General features: G+C 57.6%; 15 protein-coding genes. 4 read left to right on the forward strand and 11 right to left on the reverse strand.

Translation table 11 applies throughout. The features are described 5' to 3' along the window. Positions 1-4,953: an alpha-2-macroglobulin gene (locus IPZ49_RS02165; RefSeq protein WP_063932846.1), complete on the reverse strand. Its 4,953-nt coding sequence runs from the start codon at positions 4,951-4,953 to the stop codon at positions 1-3. 286 nt (positions 4,954-5,239) lie between these two features. Here IPZ49_RS02165 and IPZ49_RS02170 point away from each other — a divergent pair, with 286 nt between their 5' ends. The 4 genes from IPZ49_RS02170 (at position 5,240) to IPZ49_RS02185 (ending at position 9,869) form a co-directional block, all read left to right on the forward strand. Continuing rightward, positions 5,240-6,784, forward strand: coding sequence for a PTS transporter subunit EIIC (locus IPZ49_RS02170; RefSeq protein WP_017692920.1), 1,545 nt, complete (start codon positions 5,240-5,242; stop codon positions 6,782-6,784). A 12-nt stretch (positions 6,785-6,796) separates the two neighbouring features. Further along, positions 6,797-8,164, forward strand: coding sequence for a 6-phospho-alpha-glucosidase (locus tag IPZ49_RS02175; RefSeq protein WP_063932847.1), 1,368 nt, complete (start codon positions 6,797-6,799; stop codon positions 8,162-8,164). An 89-nt stretch (positions 8,165-8,253) separates the two neighbouring features. Beyond that, positions 8,254-9,099 (forward strand): 3-mercaptopyruvate sulfurtransferase, encoded by an 846-nt coding sequence (sseA, locus tag IPZ49_RS02180; protein WP_063932848.1) that lies wholly within the window; start codon positions 8,254-8,256, stop codon positions 9,097-9,099. Next, entirely contained in the window at positions 9,099-9,869 is a 771-nt protein-coding gene (locus tag IPZ49_RS02185; protein WP_015572161.1) for a MurR/RpiR family transcriptional regulator, read from the forward strand. Before sseA ends, IPZ49_RS02185 begins: the two co-directional genes overlap by 1 nt. 17 nt (positions 9,870-9,886) lie before the next feature. Here the strand turns inward: IPZ49_RS02185 and sseB are convergent, their stop codons facing one another. The 10 genes from sseB to iscR form a co-directional block, all read right to left on the reverse strand. Continuing rightward, on the reverse strand, positions 9,887-10,663 hold the full coding sequence (gene sseB / locus IPZ49_RS02190; protein ID WP_032623766.1) for an enhanced serine sensitivity protein SseB: 777 nt from the start codon (positions 10,661-10,663) through the stop codon (positions 9,887-9,889). Positions 10,664-10,759: 96 nt separating this feature from the next. Next, on the reverse strand, positions 10,760-12,046 hold the full coding sequence (pepB, locus tag IPZ49_RS02195) for an aminopeptidase PepB (RefSeq protein WP_063146772.1): 1,287 nt from the start codon (positions 12,044-12,046) through the stop codon (positions 10,760-10,762). Positions 12,047-12,099: 53 nt separating this feature from the next. Next, positions 12,100-12,300, reverse strand: a complete 201-nt coding sequence (gene iscX / locus IPZ49_RS02200; protein ID WP_003860650.1) for a Fe-S cluster assembly protein IscX — start codon at positions 12,298-12,300, stop codon at positions 12,100-12,102. A gap of 1 nt (position 12,301) precedes the next feature. Continuing rightward, entirely contained in the window at positions 12,302-12,637 is a 336-nt protein-coding gene (gene fdx / locus IPZ49_RS02205) for an ISC system 2Fe-2S type ferredoxin (RefSeq protein WP_003860652.1), read from the reverse strand. 1 nt (position 12,638) lies between these two features. Further along, positions 12,639-14,489, reverse strand: coding sequence for a Fe-S protein assembly chaperone HscA (hscA, locus tag IPZ49_RS02210; protein WP_063146773.1), 1,851 nt, complete (start codon positions 14,487-14,489; stop codon positions 12,639-12,641). Positions 14,490-14,503: 14 nt separating this feature from the next. Continuing rightward, positions 14,504-15,019: a co-chaperone HscB gene (hscB, locus tag IPZ49_RS02215; RefSeq protein WP_022649017.1), complete on the reverse strand. Its 516-nt coding sequence runs from the start codon at positions 15,017-15,019 to the stop codon at positions 14,504-14,506. 198 nt (positions 15,020-15,217) lie between these two features. Next, positions 15,218-15,541, reverse strand: a complete 324-nt coding sequence (iscA, locus tag IPZ49_RS02220) for an iron-sulfur cluster assembly protein IscA (RefSeq protein ID WP_003860659.1) — start codon at positions 15,539-15,541, stop codon at positions 15,218-15,220. A 13-nt stretch (positions 15,542-15,554) separates the two neighbouring features. Further along, complete coding sequence (gene iscU, locus IPZ49_RS02225; protein WP_003860661.1) at positions 15,555-15,941, reverse strand: Fe-S cluster assembly scaffold IscU; 387 nt, start codon at positions 15,939-15,941, stop codon at positions 15,555-15,557. A 24-nt stretch (positions 15,942-15,965) separates the two neighbouring features. After that, entirely contained in the window at positions 15,966-17,180 is a 1,215-nt protein-coding gene (gene iscS / locus IPZ49_RS02230) for a cysteine desulfurase (protein ID WP_006176692.1), read from the reverse strand. A gap of 117 nt (positions 17,181-17,297) precedes the next feature. Beyond that, positions 17,298-17,789 carry a Fe-S cluster assembly transcriptional regulator IscR gene (gene iscR, locus IPZ49_RS02235; protein ID WP_003860665.1) on the reverse strand — a complete coding sequence of 164 codons (492 nt, stop codon included), beginning with the start codon at positions 17,787-17,789 and terminating at the stop codon, positions 17,298-17,300. Positions 17,790-17,819 lie beyond the last annotated feature (30 nt).

The following is a 17,819-nucleotide window of genomic DNA, read 5'->3' on the forward strand; positions in this document are numbered from 1 at the left end:
TTACGGAACAACGATCAGCGGGCCACTGGCCGCCCCCGTTGCCCGCCACTGCGGAACATACATGGACTCGACCATAGGAACAGGCACCTGGTAGGTTCCCGGCGTAACGGCACGGGCCAGGTAAACCAGCGTGACCGGCTGACCTTCATTGACCGGCACGGCGGCCACAAAGCGATCGTCGCGGAATTCCATGTGCTGAATATCAGACTGTTGCATCTGATTCAGCAGGTTTTGCACTTCACTGCCGCTGTCCTGCAAGCTGGCGCTGCTGCTCGCCAGATTCTGGTTTTCCAGCTCCAGACCTGCCGGGAGCAGATCCACCACCAGCGCATCCGGTACGTTCTGGCTTGCCTTCACTTCCAGCCACACCAGAACCAGCTCACCGCTCTTAAGTGAAGAGAGCGACTTGCTGCTGCCGTCTGTCGACAGGATATGACGTTCAATCTGCAAGACGTGAGAAGATGGCTGGGGCGCATACTCCGGATAGCCAGTAGTGTCCAGTCGTACCCACAGCGGCGTCGTGCCGGTATTCGTCACCTGCAAGGCACCAGGCTGGTCGCCGTTCAGGTTTTCTACCTGCGCTTTATCACTGCTCTGGGTCTGTTCAGAGAGGGTGGTCGTTGCCTGCCACGCGCCTGACAAGGTTTGCAGTGAACGTCCAGCCAGGAACAGCGCATTGCTCTCCTGGGTTGACAGCCAGCGCTGGCTGAACGCGTCTTCAGATAACGCGTTCAACAGCCTGTTTTGCGCATCCGGCAGCAGCTTGTACTCTTCCAGCAGGGAGAGCATCAGGGCATTATCACGCAGCTGGCTGCCGTAATCCGCCATCCAGTTTCGGCTGTCGTTACGGGGTGTTTTGAGAGCCAGATCCAGCGCCTGCTGGCTGCGCGGTGTATCCCCCATCAGTTTGAGTGCCATGCCCAGCTGCATCAAAGGAAGCCCGGAAGCGGCCTGAGCGTGGCGATCCCAGATTTCACGCAATGCACCGAGCGGCGCTTTTTGCTGACGAGCCAGCACCAGCGAAGCATACGCCTGGACAGCAAATTTGCTGGCCTGGGTGTCGTCGCTATAGCGGATGGACATCATCCCCGGATCCTGTAAATAGCGCAGCAGTCGGCTGTTGGCGTTATTCACCGCCTCGGCAGGCACGCTGTAACCCTGCTCCCCTGCCCGCACCAGGAAGTCCGTAACATAGGCGGTCAGCCAGTACTCTTCCGGGCCGTTTTTATCCCACAAGGCAAAACCGCCATCGTCACGCTGCATTTGCAGCAGACGGGAGATGCCGATATCAATGGCCGCACGGCGTTTATCGTCGGTGTCGCCTTTAATGCCCAACGCCGTAAGCTGTGCCGCGTTGGTGTAGAGGGACGGGAACAGGCCGCTGGTGGTCTGCTCAAGACATCCGTATGGATAGGCCTGAAGTTCACGAATGTAGCGCGCCAGGTTCAAAGGTGGTTTACCGCTGAGCAACAGCTGTCCCTGTAGCGTGGCAGGCGAGAAACCGTCGATATGCTGTGCTGGCGCGCTCCAGGATTCGCCAGGGTTCAGCATCGTGCCCGTATTCACCGTTTGCGCCGGGAATGCGGGGCGTACACCAATTTTCCAGCTCTTCTGCTGCGGCACAAACGTCTCACCAGGGAGCTGAAGCCCCGTCACCTGAGCAGTTACTTCACCATCGCCATAGCCTTCCAGCGCGCGCACCGGAATAAACAGAGTGCTACGAGCGCCAAGCGGCAGCTTAACCGGATCTGGCTGAGCACCTTCGAGCGACACCTTACCGGTTGCGGTTAACGCAATGTTCAGCGTTTGCGACTGGTCAGTAAGGTTGGTCAGGTCCAGCGTCAGGCGAGAGGTATCGCCACTTGCGAGGAATCGCGGCGTGTTAAGCTCGGTGATAATCGGAGCCGCCACAATGATTTTGCTTTCGCTGCTGCCGAAATCGTCTTCCGTCCAGGCCTGCGCCATCAGACGCAGTTCGCCGTTGAAATCGCCAATCGGCAGCGTGATGGTGCCTTCGCCGTTGGCATCAAGCGTAACCGGCTGCGCCTGCTGGGCAATTATGGTGACATGGTTCACCGGTGGCTTACCGCCGCGTTTCAGTTCATCGCCGTCTCCGCCAAAGCGCAGTGCGGCCAGACGTCCCTGACCTTCAATCACCTGGCCGTAAACATCATAGATGTCCGCGCCATAGCGCTTCTGACCGAAGAAAGCTTCCCACGGATCCGGCGTGACGTAGTCGGTAATGTTCAGCACGCCGCTATCGACAGCCGAGACCAGCACGTTCACCTTCTGTGGCACAGCCCCCTCTTTTACGCTGGCTTTCACTTTCACAGAAAGCGTCTGGTTCGGACGCATTTTTTGCGGGTTATCCAGTGCGATGGCCAGGCGACGATTTTCGTCCCCCATTGGCAGATGCAGCAGGCCAACCGCCCGTTTTGGCGTGGCGGATTTGGATTTATCGCCAGGACGAACCACCAGCGTGCTGAGGTAGAGATCGTGACGTTTCCAGTCCTTGTCCACCGGAATGGCGAGATCCAGACCGTTTGCTGGCACGTCGATCTCTTTCCACCACAGCGGTCCTTCGCTGGATTCGATCATTGCATAGCCCTTGCCTGCGGCCGGCGCTGCAATATGCAGGTTGATGGTATCGCCTGGCTGATAGGATGGCTTGTCCAGTTTCAGCGTCACACGATCCGGGCGAGCAGCGCCCGTGCCATCGCTGTTATCCTGCCAGCTGTACCCCGCCCAGAAGCGCACGCTGCTGACCATGCTATCAGGGGCTTTCACTTCCAGACGGTATGAGCCCCACTCCACCGGGAAGGTGACTTTACCGGTTTCATCGGCCTTGAGGTTTAGCTCCTGCTCGCCCTCAACCAGATCTTTTTGATCAAACTGAGACTGCCAGCCCTCACTCTCGGACCAGTTCCAGAAGTAGTCGCGACGCTCACGGATCAGACGCACCTGCAAACCGGATACCGCTTTTTTCGCCCCGCTGGCATCGGCATAGACGATGTCAAAGCTGGCGTTGCCGTTTTCATCGACAATCGGCTGATTGACGGTGGTATCGGTACGGTAGTCGTAAACGGCCTTGCTGGCGAACTGTGGGCGGATCCCCGGAAGTTCAGCCGCAGGCCAGATAGCCTGCTCGGCGCGTCGCGTTACCGGACGCCCACCTGATTCCAGCAGGCTGGCCTGCAAAATCAGTTGCAGCGGCGAGTGCACCTCTTTCCACTGGCTTTCGGTGGTAACCTGCCCACGCCCCTGTTCGTCCAGCGTAAGCTGCACTTCATCCAGACTGCGGCTCAGGTTCTCCTCGGCAATATCACCAAACTGGAAGCCAGGCAGCGCAGGCACCGCGTCACGTAGCGGACGCAGGAAAAGCTGGCCTTGCAGAGAATTGCCGTTAGCCGGCGCGCCATACAGGTAATAGCCCACAACGTTAAAGTCGACATTATCCTGCGGGGAAACTGGCGTTTTTTGCCCGGTCAGATTCAGCGCCATACGCTCAGGCATAAAATCTTCGACGTGGAAATCCCACATGCGCTGCTGGTTATCGCCCGTATTCGCGCGAATATGCCACATGCCGGTCTGGGCGCCGCTATCGAGCGGATAGTTGAAGCGATAAAGGCCGTTCTCAGGTTGCACAACGACCGTACGCGCCACCTGTCCGTCCGGGCGCAGCACGTCAAGTTTTACCGGCTGATCGGGAAGCGGTTTGCCATCGCTGTCGCGAAGCAGGCCGTTCAGGATCACCGTTTCACCCGGACGATAGAGATCGCGCGGGCCAAACATAAAGAACTGTTTGCTGTAACCCGGGTTACCGGCGATATCAAACTCCGCCAGATCGAGCGCCGGAAGTTTGAGGTCGAGAAGCGTCGTCTGGCCATCTTTACTGGCCAGGATCAGCGCGGCTTCTTTATCGGTTTCCAGTTTCGCATGACCATCGGCGTCGCTGTTCGCCTCGGCCAGGGTCTGCCCTTTATCGTTCAGAAGGGTAATGGCCACACCTGACTGCGCCGCACCGTTTTCAAGACTCTGGGTGAAGATGTCCAGGCGGTTATGATAACGGTGAGCGGACAGCCCAATATCACTTAAGGTAAAGAGCGTCGCGGCGTTACTGTAGTTATAGTGACCAGCCTGATTCATCACGGCGATATACACGCCAGACTGCTGGAGCGGCTTAATATCTTTGAGCGGCAGGAGCAGTTTTTCACGCGTATTGCGCGCCGGGTTGAGGTCGAAACGGCCGGTGTAGACCAGTTCCGCCATCTTCAGCAGGTTGTCAGATTCCCAGTTGGTCAGCGAGTTACGGTACTCCCACTGGCTGACAAACGAGGCCAGCGACTCCGGCTTCACGCGATAGAAGTTCACATCCACATTGTTGACGTTGAGCGCCATCACCGGCAATCCTTCCACCACCTTACCCGGCAGCAGCGATCCGCGGCTGGCGAATCCGACCGTCGGTTCAACATCCCGGGTGGTGATCGCTTTTTCATAGTCGATGCCGAATGTCGCTTTGTTCAGCGCCAGCAAATTACGTTCGACGGTGACGACCAGATTACGATTCGGCTCCAGATGGCGCAGGCGCAGCTCTTTCAGATTGGGGGCCAGTTCCCAGGCGCCGTCCACTTTGCCGCTTTTTTTATCCACCACATGCACCGTTTTCGCAAAATCCTGGCTGGGATCCAGCGGTACAGAGAAGGTCAGAACCAGCGTCGCAGCGCCGTCGAGTTGCACTTCAGAGGCATCCAGCAGCGTCAACGCCTTGCCCTGACTCTGCGCGGCCAGCTTAGCCAGCTTTTCAGGATCCGGTTTTGCCGGGGTTTTCTGTTCTGATGCAGTAGACGCTGCGGGGGCAGCGGCCTGAGGTTTGTCGTCGCTGTTATCACAGCCGACAAGCGTAAAGGTGGTGAGCAGCGCGAGAGAGATCGCAGCTAAGCGAAACGGTTTCATCCTGTGTCCCTGGCCTGAGGGGCCTGTTGGTCATCGTCCGGATAAGTATTATCCGCAAGTTTCGTTAATACAAAAAGTCCAATTTTATAATCTGGAAAGCACCTCGCAGAATGGCATCACGCAGCCAAACCGTGATGGAACGGCGATCACAGCGCATAACGTAACATGTTACCTTTCGCGTCATTTGTTTTTAAAACAAGAAGATAGCTGGATAAGCTCGCATCAGGCCTGCTAGTTTTATGACCATGACGCACCCCGAGTGCGCGGTTCAATAAGAGAGAAAGCCATGAAACGAGCCGTGAACGCCCTACAAAATTTCGGAAAATCATTGTACGGACCTGTACTTATCTTACCCATCGTCGGCCTGTTTATCGCCTTCGGGAATGTACTGGGTAACGGCAATCTGGCCGAGTACCTGCCGTTTCTCGGCCACCCGCTGATCCAGAGTGTCGGCCAGCTGATCGCCAAATCTGCCGTGTCGGTGCTGGTCAACCTGGCGCTGGTGTTTGCCGTCGGGATCCCCATTGGACTGGCAACACGAGACAAAGGCTACGCGGCGCTGATTGGGCTGGTGACCTTTATCGTATTCATTAACGCGATGAACGTGACGTTACAGCTTCAGGGAGAACTGGCCCCTGCGGAACAGATGAAAGCCGCCGGACAAAGCATGGTGCTGGGCGTCCAGGTGCTGGAGATGGGCGTTTTCGCCGGGATCCTGACCGGGGCGCTCTCCGGTTATCTGTACAACAAATATTCCGGTGTCCAGTTTAACGGCGCGATGGCGATTTACTCCGGCCACTGCTTTGTCGCGATTGTGATGCTGCCTGTCTCTATGCTGCTCGGCGTGGTCATGAGCGAACTCTGGCCGTACGCACAGCATGGAATAAGCGCTTTGGCGCTGGCGATCAAAGGGTCCGGTCCGTTTGGCGTGGCGATCTACGGTTTCCTTGAACGCATTCTGGTGCCGACGGGCCTGCATCATCTGGTCTATACGCCGTTCCTGTATACCGAACTGGGCGGTACGCAGGAGGTGTGTGGCGCAACCTATCAGGGCGCGCGCAATATCTACTTCGCCGAGATGGCCTGCCCGGACGTGAAGCAGCTCAGCAGTACCGTGGTGTGGGATGCGCGCGGCATCAGCAAGATGTTCGGCCTTCCTGCCGCCGCGCTGGCGATGTACATGACCGCGAAGCCAGAGCGTAAAGCGATTGCGAAAGCGATTCTGATCCCGGCGGCGCTGACCTCGCTGCTGGTCGGCGTAACCGAGCCGATTGAATTCTCCTTCCTGTTCGTCGCCCCGCTGCTGTTCGTGGTGCATGCGGTGCTGACCGGCATCGGCATGATGCTGTTCTCGCTGTTTGGCGTTCACGCCATCGGCGCCAACGGGATTATCGATTTCATCCTCTACAACCTGCCGCTCGGCACGGAGAAGTCCAACTGGCCCATGTACATCGTGGTCGGGCTGATCATGTTCGCCCTTTATTTCGTGGTATTCCGCTTCCTGATCCTGCGCTTCAACATGAAAACGCCGGGCCGTGAAGATGAGGACCAGGAGACACGCCTTTACAGCAAGCAGGAGTACCAGGCGAAGGGCAATAACGACGAGCTGGGCGAATCCATCGTGGTGGGTCTGGGCGGTCGGGAAAATATAGAGGTAGTGGATAACTGCTACACCCGCTTACGCGTCACGGTGAAGGACGTCGCTATCATCGATGAACCGCGCCTGAAAGCGACCGGCGCGAAAGGGATAATCAAACAAGGTAACAACGTTCAGGTGGTCTACGGGCTGCATGTCAAAAAAATGCGAGAAGCCGTTGAGACGTTTCTCTGAAAGGAGCTAAAGATGTTTACACCCCCATTTATTCTGTCGATTGCCGGCGGCGGTAGCACCTACACGCCAGGTATTGTGAAAAGCCTGATGGTACGTCTGCATGATTTCCCTCTGGCAGAGATCCGCCTGTATGACATTGACGAGGCTCGCCAGAACACCATTGCGCCCGTGGTGGAGAAGATTATTCGCGACCACAGCCAGAGCATCAAATTCACCGTCACCAGCGACCCAGAAGTGGCCTTCAGCGGCGCGCATTTTGTTTTTGCCCAGATGCGCGTCGGACAATACAAAATGCGCGAGCAGGATGAAAAGATCCCGCTGCGCCACGGGGTGGTCGGCCAGGAAACCTGCGGACCCGGCGGGCTGGCATATGGCCTGCGTACTATCCTGCCGATGGTAGAGCTGATCGATCGGGTGGAACGCTACGCGCACGAAAAGGCGTGGATCGTGAACTACTCCAACCCGGCGGCGATTGTCGCTGAGGGCGTGCGTCGCCTGCGCCCCAACGCACGCGTGCTGAACATCTGCGATATGCCGGTTGCCGCGATGCGCAATATGGGCGCCATTCTGGGCGTGGATCGCCATCAACTGGAGGTGGACTATTTTGGCCTCAACCATTTCGGCTGGTTTACCCGCGTGCGGGTGGACGGCGAGGACAAGCTGCCGGAGCTGCGTAAACATATCGCGAAGTTTGGCCTGCTGACGGAAGATGCCGCGAAAACCGACCCGCAGCACTCGGATCCGTCGTGGGTGAAAACCTGGCGCAACATCAAGCCGATTATGGATAACTTCCCGGAGTACCTGCCGAATCCGTATCTACAGTACTACCTGATGCCAAACCAGATTGTGGAGCATCAGAACCCTGACTATACCCGCGCCAACGAAGTGATGAACGGGCGTGAGAAAAAGCTGTTTGCCGCCGCCGAAGAGTACCAGCGCACCGGAATTTTACCGGACGCCTTCCACGTAGGTGTTCACGGCGAATTTATCGTCGATGTCGCCTGCTCACTGGCGTTCAACCTGCGCCAACGCCATCTGGTGATGGTGGAAAACCGCGGGGCGATTACCAACCTGCCGTACGATGCGGTGGTGGAAGTGCCTGCCTATATCACCTCCGAAGGGCCGGAGCCTGTCCGCGTGGGTCAGGTGCCGCTGTTCCACCAGACGCTCCTGCAACAGCAGCTGGCCTCTGAACAGCTGCTGGTTGAGGCAACCATCGAAGGCAGCTACGAGAAAGCGTTGCAGGCGTTTACTCTGAACCGCACCGTGCCGACCATGGAGCACGCGAAAGCGATTCTGGATGAGATGATCGAAGCCAACCGCGACTACTGGCCTGCGCTGCAAAAGGCCTGGCAGGACGGTGAAGCGGTGAAAAAATAGGGGCTTGCTCGCGAGTTGAACGTGGTTAGCTTGTCGGTGTCAGAAAAAACACCGACAATCCTTTTTTACGGAAAAGAATGGAGGCAACCATGTCCACCTCATATTTTGTCGCTGCCGACTGGCTGATTGAGCACGGCGACGACCCGGAAGTTCAGATTATCGACGCGCGCATGGCCCCTCCGGGCCAGGAGCATCGTGACGTTCCCGCTGAATACCGTGCAGGGCACCTGCCTGGCGCGGTATTTTTTGATATCGAAGCCCTCTCCGATCACACCTCTCCCCTGCCGCACATGCTGCCTCGCCCGGAAGCGTTTTCCGTGGCGATGCGCGAGCTGGGCATCAGCAAAGATAAACATCTTGTTGTTTACGATGAAGGTAATCTGTTTTCCGCGCCGCGAGCGTGGTGGATGCTGAAAAACTTCGGCGTGGAAAAGGTATCGATTCTGGCGGGCGGACTTGCAGGCTGGAAGCGCGACGAACTACCGCTTCAGCAGGGTGACGTCACGCTGCCGGAAGGGGAATTTGATGCCACGTTTGACGCTAACATGGTCAAGCGCCTGACCGACGTGCTGGTCGTGAGCCACGAAAACACGGCGCAAATCGTCGATGCGCGTCCCGCTCCACGTTTCAACGCAGAAGCGGACGAGCCGCGTCCGGGACTGAAACGCGGACATATCCCGGGGGCGCTGAACGTACCGTGGGGCGATCTGGTGTTTGAAGGCGAGCTGAAAACCACCGATGAATTGCGTGCCATTTTTGAACGTCAGGGCGTGGATTTGCATCGTCCGGTTATTGCCAGCTGCGGCTCCGGCGTGACGGCCTGCGTGGTGATCCTGGCGCTGGCAACCCTTGGCGCGAATGACGTGACGCTGTACGACGGCGCCTGGAGTGAATGGGGTGCACGGGACGATCTGCCGGTTGAACCGGCGAAATAATGGATAACCGCCTGGCAACGCTGTTAACGCGCGGGTCGTCGCTGACTCGCGCGGAGTATCGCGTCCTCGCCCACCTCACTGAGCATCCATTGCTGGTGGGCAACATCACGGTGCGCGAGCTGGCGCAGGCGACATTTGTCTCTACCGCGACGATTATGCGGCTGTGTCAGAAGCTGGGGTTTAGCGGCTTTAGCGAGTTTATCTGGCACTGCAAGCAGCTGCTTTCTGACACGCCGCATATCACCGTACAGCCTGAGCAACATGCGGAAATGCCCGCGCTTTTTACCCGGTTCGTTGCCAACTATCAGCAGACCTTCCAGTGGGTCACTCAGGACAAACGCCAGCAGTTTGCCAGCCTGCTGCGCCAGAAAGAGAGCTTCTTTCTCTACGGCGCCGGGTTTTCGTACCTTTTTGCCGAGTACCTGACCAAGAAGTTGCAGGTGCTGGGAAAAACGGCGTTCATCTCCGGGCCGGGAGACAGCCGGAATATTTTTCTCAGCAACGCCGCACGCTATCAGGTATTTATTGCCGTTTCGCGCAGCGGCGAAACGGAGCAGGTGCTGGATAAAGCGCGGATCGCCAAAAACGTCGGCATGACGATCGTCGCGTTTACCCGCGCGTCGGCCAATACGCTGGCAGGTATGGCCGACGTGCATTTTGCCCTCTATGACGAAGCGGTACATTTCGCCGCCGAAGCCGCAGGGGTGACGTCGTTTGAGTCGAATCTGGTGCTGCTGATGGATTTACTGTTGCTGGAAGCAACGGGGTGAAGGTCACCCCGCCGTAATCAGATAATGCGGTTGGTCTTGAGATCGCGCAGGAAGCCGCCCCAGCGACGCTCGTAGAACGGGGTGATGTGCTCGGTAATAAAGTGGCTGATGCCCTGCTCACCTTTCTTCACCTGACAGATATCAATCGGCTCATCGCCCGGCAGGGTGTCGGTCGCCACGCTTCCCGCCGCCTGGATGATCTCGTCGATATCGCCATCGGCCTCAATTCCAATCAGCAGAACAGGCTTTTCGTCAGCGCTCTCTTTGATGGAGCAGAGGAACGCGCGTTTTACCGGCTTGATGGTTTTAAACAGCGTGGTCAGGGAGTCAATCATCTGCGCGGGCGGCTCGGCCACTTCAGACAGTAGCAGCGTTTCGCCCCCTTCCAGCACCTCCTGGGTGCTGAGCGGGTTGCCCTCGTCACCAATCAGATGGCTGATTTCACGTGGAGTGAACTCTTTCCCGGTCGGCAGTTTGGCGTTGAGGAACAGCGTCTGCCCCAGGGTCATTTCGAACAGCGTGCGCACCGGCATCACCACGAACGCCTGTTCGTCTTCTACCGCTTCCTGCAAAGCCTCGAGCGAGGTAAAGAACGGGATCACCGATGTGCCGTCGTCTTTCTCCCAGTGCAGCAGATCCAGGGCGCTGTCTTCGACAACCTGCTCCCCTTCCGCGGCGGTGCCCGGCACCCAGACGGTGGATTCCAGCAGCGTGCGGAAAAAGGCCGGACGGTGGGCGGGCTCGGTCGCCGCCTGCTCCAGCAGGGTTTCTAATTCGTTTTTGGTTTCTGACATAGTTTGGCTACTTCACAATTGCCCGGCGGCGCAACGCTTGCACGGGCCTACGGGTTTTGTAGGCCGGGTAAGCGTAGCGCCACCCGGCAAAAAAGATCACTCAGCCGTCAGCAGGTTCGCCACGGTACGCACACCCAGACCGGTTGCGCCTGCTGACCACTGCTCAACCGCCGCTTTACGGTAGGTTGCGGAGCAGTCAATGTGCAGCCAGCCTTCATGGTAGTTCTCAACGAAGTGAGACAGGAAGCCTGCTGCTGTGCTGGCTCCCGCCGGGTACGCCGCGCTCGCGGTGTTGTTCAGCTCGGCGAAGTTAGACGGCAGCTGGCTGCGGTGGAACTCGGCCAGCGGCAGACGCCAGAACGGCTCGTTTTCCGCCGCCGCGCTGGCCAGCAGGCGAGCGGCCAGCTTGTCGTCGAAGCTGAACAGCGCATGGTAATCGTTGCCAAGGGCAGTTTTCGCAGCGCCGGTCAGGGTCGCCATGTCGATAATCAGCTCCGGCTTCTGCGCAGAGGCGTCGATCAGGCCATCGGCCAGCACCAGACGGCCTTCGGCATCGGTGTTCATCACCTCAACATTTTTACCGTTGCGGTAGCGAATGATGTCGCCCAGCTTGAAGGCATTGCCACTCACCATGTTATCCGCGCAGCACAGGTAGAGCTTTACGCGTTTGTTCAGACCACGGGTGATGGCGAACGCCAGCGCGCCGGTAATGGTCGCCGCGCCGCCCATGTCGGACTTCATGGAGTCCATGAACGCGCTCTGCTTCAGGCTGTAACCGCCGGTATCGAAGGTGATACCTTTCCCGACCAGACAGGCAAAGACCGGCGCTTCTTTATCGCCGGTTGGGTTGTAATCCAGCGCCAGCAGGACCGGAGGACGCTCGGAGCCACGACCCACGGTGTGGATACCCATGTAATGTTGTTCGCGCAGGTCTTCACCTTTGGTGATGCGGTAGGACATCTTGTCGTCCGCCACGCCGCACAGCAGGTCAACCGCGCGCTGCGCCAGCTGCTCAGGCCCCAACTCTTCCGCCGGGGCGTTGATGGTGTCGCGCACCCAGTCGATAATTTTCAGGCGGCTTTCCAGCTCTTTCTGACCGGCTTCATCGAGGTTCGCCCACTCAATTTTACGGGTGCCTTTCGGGCCTTTGTAACCCGCCCAGAAAGCCCAGCTGCGGTCGGTGTCCCAGCCTTCGCCAGCCAGAGTGACATGCTTAATGCCCAGGCCGTCAATTTTACGCGCGGCGCGCTGGATCAGGCCCAAATCATCGTTACCCGTCAGGTGCAGGGTAATACCGTCGTTATTGATGCTCCAGGTGGCTTTCTCGCCCCAGCGTGCGTCGGCTGGCTGCGTGGAGAGCGTAATCTTCATCGCTTCGGTCATTTTATTTGTCCTTATTAGCAAACGGGCCGCCTGAAGGCAGCCCGTTAAGTGATTTACTCTGCTTCATCTAACCAGACTAACAGAATCGCCTCCAGAATTTTTTCATTGGATGCGTTTGGATCGTCGTCAAAATCCTCTAAATCGCAGATCCACTGATGCATGTCGGTGAATCGTACGGTCTTCGGATCGAGATCCGGGTTCGCGTCGTAGAGCGCTTCGCCGATTTCACGGCTGTCTGTCCACTTCAGTCCCATATTAATGCTCGCGTGCGTGGTTGATGGTGTAGCGTGGGAATTCCACGACCAGATCTTCATCGGTCACCGCGGCCTGGCAGCTTAAGCGGCTGTCTGGCTCCAGACCCCATGCTTTGTCCAGCATGTCGTCTTCGTCTTCGGTGCTCTCGGCGAGAGAATCAAAACCTTCACGCACGATGCAGTGGCAGGTGGTACAGGCACAGGATTTTTCACAGGCGTGTTCCACTTCGATACCTGCACGCAGGGCTACATCGAGAATGGTTTCACCGGTCTTCGCTTCCAGAACAGCGCCATCCGGACAGAGGTCCGCATGAGGCAAAATAACAATCTTTGGCATATTAAACCTCGTCCACGGACTGGCCTTTCAGCGCGACGCGGACAGATTTGTCCATGCGGCGAGCAGCGAAGTCCTGGGTTTGTTTATCAACGTTTTTAATGGCTTCTTCTATTGTGTCAGCGTCATTGCCTTCGGCCACGGCGCTTAAGCGCGCAGCAGCCTCGTCAATCACCTGGCGCTCAGCGGCGCTTAACAGCGCGGCATCGGCAGCAAGCGCGCCGTTCAGGCTTTCCAGCACGCGTGCGGCTTCCACTTTTTGTTCCGCCAGCATACGCGCCTTCACATCCTGCTCGGCGTAGCTCATTGAGTCCTGAATCATGGAGGCGATTTCGCCATCAGTCAGGCCGTAGGACGGCTTCACCTGGATAGACGATTCCACGCCGGTGGATTTTTCCATCGCCGTCACGCTCAGCAGACCGTCCGCATCTACCTGGAAGGTGACGCGAATATGCGCCCCGCCCGCCGGCAGCGCCGGAATTCCTCGCAGCGCAAAGCGCGCCAGAGAGCGGCAGTCCTGCACCAGCTCGCGCTCGCCCTGCATCACGTGGATGGACATCGCGGTCTGGCCGTCTTTGAAGGTCGTAAACTCCTGCGCGCGCGCCACCGGAATGGTGGTGTTACGGGGAATAACTTTCTCCACCAGGCCGCCCATGGTTTCTAAACCCAGAGACAGCGGGATGACGTCCAGCAGCAGCATTTCGCTGTCCGGCTTGTTGCCGACCAGGATATCGGCCTGGATAGCGGCACCCACGGCAACCACTTTGTCCGGGTCGATAGAGGTCAGCGGCGTGCGGCCAAAGAATTCCCCTACGCGCTCACGTACCAGCGGCACGCGGGTTGAGCCGCCAACCATGACCACTTCCAGCACCTCGTTAGCCTCAACGCCCGCATCTTTCAATGCGCGACGGCAGGCCAGCAGGGTACGCTTAACCAGAGGCGCAATCAGTTCGCTGAACTGGTCGCGGGTGATCTCACCCTGCCAGCCTGCGACGTTCACGCTGACGGACTGCGCATCGCTCAGGGCGATTTTGGCGTCGATGGCCGCATCCAGCAGTTCACGCTGGACGCGCGCATCGCTGCGATCGCTGATGCCCGCCTGCTCGCGGATGTAGTCCGCCAGCAGATGGTCGAAGTCATCGCCGCCGAGCGCGGAATCCCCGCCGGTGGCCAGCACTTCGAACACACCGCGGCTTAAGCGCAGGATAGAGATATCAAACGTCCCGCCGCCGAGATCGTAAACCGCAATCACCCCTTCCTGACCGGAATCGAGGCCGTAGGCAATGGCTGCCGCTGTCGGTTCGTTCAGCAGACGCAGCACGTGCAGGCCCGCCAGACGCGCGGCGTCTTTGGTGCCCTGACGTTGTGCATCGTCGAAGTAGGCCGGAACGGTGATTACCACGCCGTCCAGATCGCCACCGAGCGTCGCCGTCGCGCGCGCCGCCAGCGCTTTGAGGATGTCAGCGGAAACACGAATCGGGTTCAGCAGACCGGCAGATGTCGCAATCATCGGCAGGCCGTTTTCGCTGGCCTGTAACTGGTACGGCAGATGCGGATAACGGGTCTGGATATCCGCCAGCGAGCGGCCCATCATGCGCTTAACCGAGCTGATGGTGTTAGCCGGATCGCGCGCGGCATTGGCGCGGGCATCAAAGCCGACCGCGTGACCCTGCTGCTGGTAGTGGACCACGGAAGGCAGCAGATGGCGGCCCTGCTCGTCAGCCAGCGTTTCCGCCTGGCCGCTACGCACGGTCGCCACGAGAGAATTGGTGGTGCCCAGGTCAATACCGACCGCCAGACGACGCTGGTGCGGTGCGGCGCTTAAGCCTGGCTCACTAATTTGTAATAAGGCCATAATTGCTTCCGAAATTAAAAATCGAGCAGCTTTTCTTCGAGTTGTTCAGCACTGCTTCGCAGTTTATCGAGAAAACGGAGTTTGCGCACAGTGTCTGCCGCCACGTCCCAGGTCTCGTTGTTCAGTTGCTCAACCATCTGCTGATGGCGGGTATCGAACATGCCCTTTACGCGCTGGAGAAAACGTTCCAGACGCGCTTCGTCTTTAGCCTGTTCAATTTCATCCAGCTCTTCGCGAAGCTCCAGCTGCTCCATCAGAAACGCGGTGTCGCGCACGGTATGCTGTTCGCTCGCCAGATCAAAACCGTGGAGCGAGAGCAGATATTCTGCACGCGCCAGCGGATGACGCAGCGTTTGCCAGGCCTGGTTGATGGTTGCGGAGTGTGATACCGCAGCCAGCTGCTCTGCCTGCGTCCCGCTGGCGAATTTATCCGGATGGTACTGACGCTGGAGATCCTGAAAACGGATCGTCAGCGCCTGGAGATCAATCGGGTATTGAGCGGGTAGTCCGAAGAGAGTGAAGTAATCCATAACAATCTCAGGGGTAGCCTGTTAGAACAAACCCCACGCGCAGCAAAGCCACGGTGGGGTTATACCTTCTTACTTCGCGCTGCAGATGCGTTGTCTGCGCTCGTTCACCCCAGTCACTTACTTAAGTAAGCTCCCGGGGATTCACTCGCTTGCCGCCTTTCTGCAACACGAATTAATCGGTATAACAGCGGAACGCGGTTAAACGTGGAAGCTTTCGCCGCAACCACACTCGTCTTTGACGTTCGGGTTCGTAAATTTGAACCCTTCGTTCAGGCCTTCTTTTACAAAGTCCAGCTGAGTGCCGTTGAGAAATTGCAGGCTTTTGCCATCGACCACCACCTTCACGCCCTTGTCTTCAAACACGGTGTCATCAGACGCCGGTTCGTCAACAAACTCCAGTACGTAAGCCATACCAGAACAGCCGGAGGTACGTACGCCCAGTCGCAGGCCAAAGCCTTTACCACGGTTCGCCAGAAAAGAGCTTACTCGCGCGGCAGCGCTGTCGCTAAGGGTAATCGACATACTCAAACCTCAATTATTTTGCTTCACGTTTGCTTTTGTAATCCGCAATGGCGGCTTTGATCGCGTCTTCTGCCAGAATTGAACAGTGAATTTTCACCGGCGGCAGTTCGAGTTCTTCAGCAATGTCCGTGTTTTTGATTGCCTGTGCTTCGTCCAGAGACTTGCCCTTCACCCACTCGGTGACCAGGGAGCTGGAGGCGATAGCAGAACCGCAGCCGTAGGTCTTGAAGCGCGCGTCTTCAATGATACCTTCATTGTTGACTTTAATCTGCAACTTCATCACGTCGCCACACGCTGGCGCGCCAACCATACCGCTACCGACAGATTCGTCGCTGTTGTCAAAAGAGCCAACGTTGCGCGGGTTCTCGTAATGATCGATAACTTTTTCGCTGTATGCCATGATTGAATTCTCCTTATGTACCGATTAGTGATGTGACCATTCAATGCTGTTCAGATCCACGCCCTGCTTGAACATTTCCCACAGTGGAGAAAGGTCGCGCAGACGGCCGATGGAGTTACGAACCAGTTTGATGGTGTAGTCAATCTCTTCTTCGGTAGTGAAACGACCTAAAGAGAAACGGATAGAGCTGTGTGCCAGCTCGTCAGTCATGCCCAGCGCACGCAGCACGTAGGATGGCTCCAGGCTTGCAGACGTACAGGCAGAACCGGAAGAAACGGCCAGGTCTTTCAGCGCCATGATCAGCGACTCGCCTTCAACATAGTTGAAGCTGACGTTGAGGATGTTCGGCGCGCCCTGCTCGAGATCGCCGTTCAGATAGACTTCTTCCATATCCTTCACGCCGTCCCAAAGACGGTTACGCAGCGTACGCAGGCGTGCCATCTCGCTTTCCATCTCTTCTTTCGCGATGCGATACGCTTCGCCCATGCCCACTATCTGGTGAACAGGCAAAGTACCGGAACGCATGCCGCGCTCGTGACCGCCGCCGTGCATCTGTGCTTCGATGCGGATACGTGGCTTACGACGAACGTACAGCGCGCCGATGCCTTTCGGGCCATAGATTTTGTGACCGGAGAAGGACATCAGGTCCACTTTCAGCTGGCTCAGGTCGATAGGCAGTTTGCCCACGCTCTGGGTCGCATCCACGTGGTAGATGATGCCGCGCGCACGGCACATTTCGCCGATGGTGGCGATGTCCTGCACAACACCGATTTCGTTGTTAACGTGCATGATGGAAACCAGAATGGTGTCATCACGCATCGCCGCTTCGAGCTCTTTCAGGTCGATGATCCCGTTGCTCTGCGGCGCCAGGTAAGTCACTTCGAACCCTTCACGCTCCAGCTGACGGCAGGTGTCCAGCACGGCTTTGTGTTCGGTTTTGCTGGTGATGATGTGCTTGCCTTTTTTCTGATAAAAGTTGGCTGCACCTTTGATCGCCAGGTTGTCGGATTCGGTCGCACCGGAGGTGAAAACAATTTCACGCGGGTCGGCACCGACCAGGTCAGCAATCTGATTACGGGCGATATCAACCGCCTCTTCAGCATGCCAGCCAAAACGGTGTGAACGGGAAGCTGGGTTACCAAAGTTTCCGTCCAGGGTCAGACACTGCATCATTTTCTCGGCAACACGCGGGTCCACCGGCGTGGTTGCGGAGTAGTCGAGATAAATCGGTAATTTCATTGCTCTATAAACTCCGTACATCGCTTCAATGCAAGGAATCAGGCAACCGGCTGGATGTACGACCGAGTACGCGGGGTGTGACCACCCCGGCCTGATTCTGAATACTTATCTTTTTAATTACGCGCGCAGTTTAACGTCGATGGCGTCCTGCGTGCGGGTGCTGCGTTGTGAATCCTGACTGTGCTGACGACCAGAAACATCCAGAACTTCCTGGTTATTAACCAGCTCACCCAGGGTGATGTTATTCAGGAAGCCGGTCAGACGGTCGCTCAGATCGCGCCACAGCGCGTGGGTCAGGCATTTATCGCCGCCCTGGCAGCCGCCTTTGCCCTGGCAACGGGTCGCATCTACGGATTCGTCAACTGCGCTAATCACTTCGCCAACCGCAATACTGCCCGCGTCTTTACCCAGCAGATAACCGCCGCCCGGGCCACGAACGCTGGACACCAGTCCATTTTTACGCAGTCTGGAGAACAGCTGTTCCAGATAAGAGAGGGAGATCCCCTGTCGTTCAGAAATATCAGCCAACGGAACCGGGCCCGCTTCGGAGTTGAGCGCAACGTCCAGCATCGCGGTCACGGCATAACGCCCTTTAGATGTCAGTCTCATGTCTTACTTAACCTCAAACTCGCCCCTGCC

This window comes from Enterobacter cloacae complex sp. S2 (genome assembly GCF_015159675.1).
Taxonomy (GTDB): Bacteria; Pseudomonadota; Gammaproteobacteria; order Enterobacterales; family Enterobacteriaceae; genus Enterobacter; species Enterobacter intestinihominis.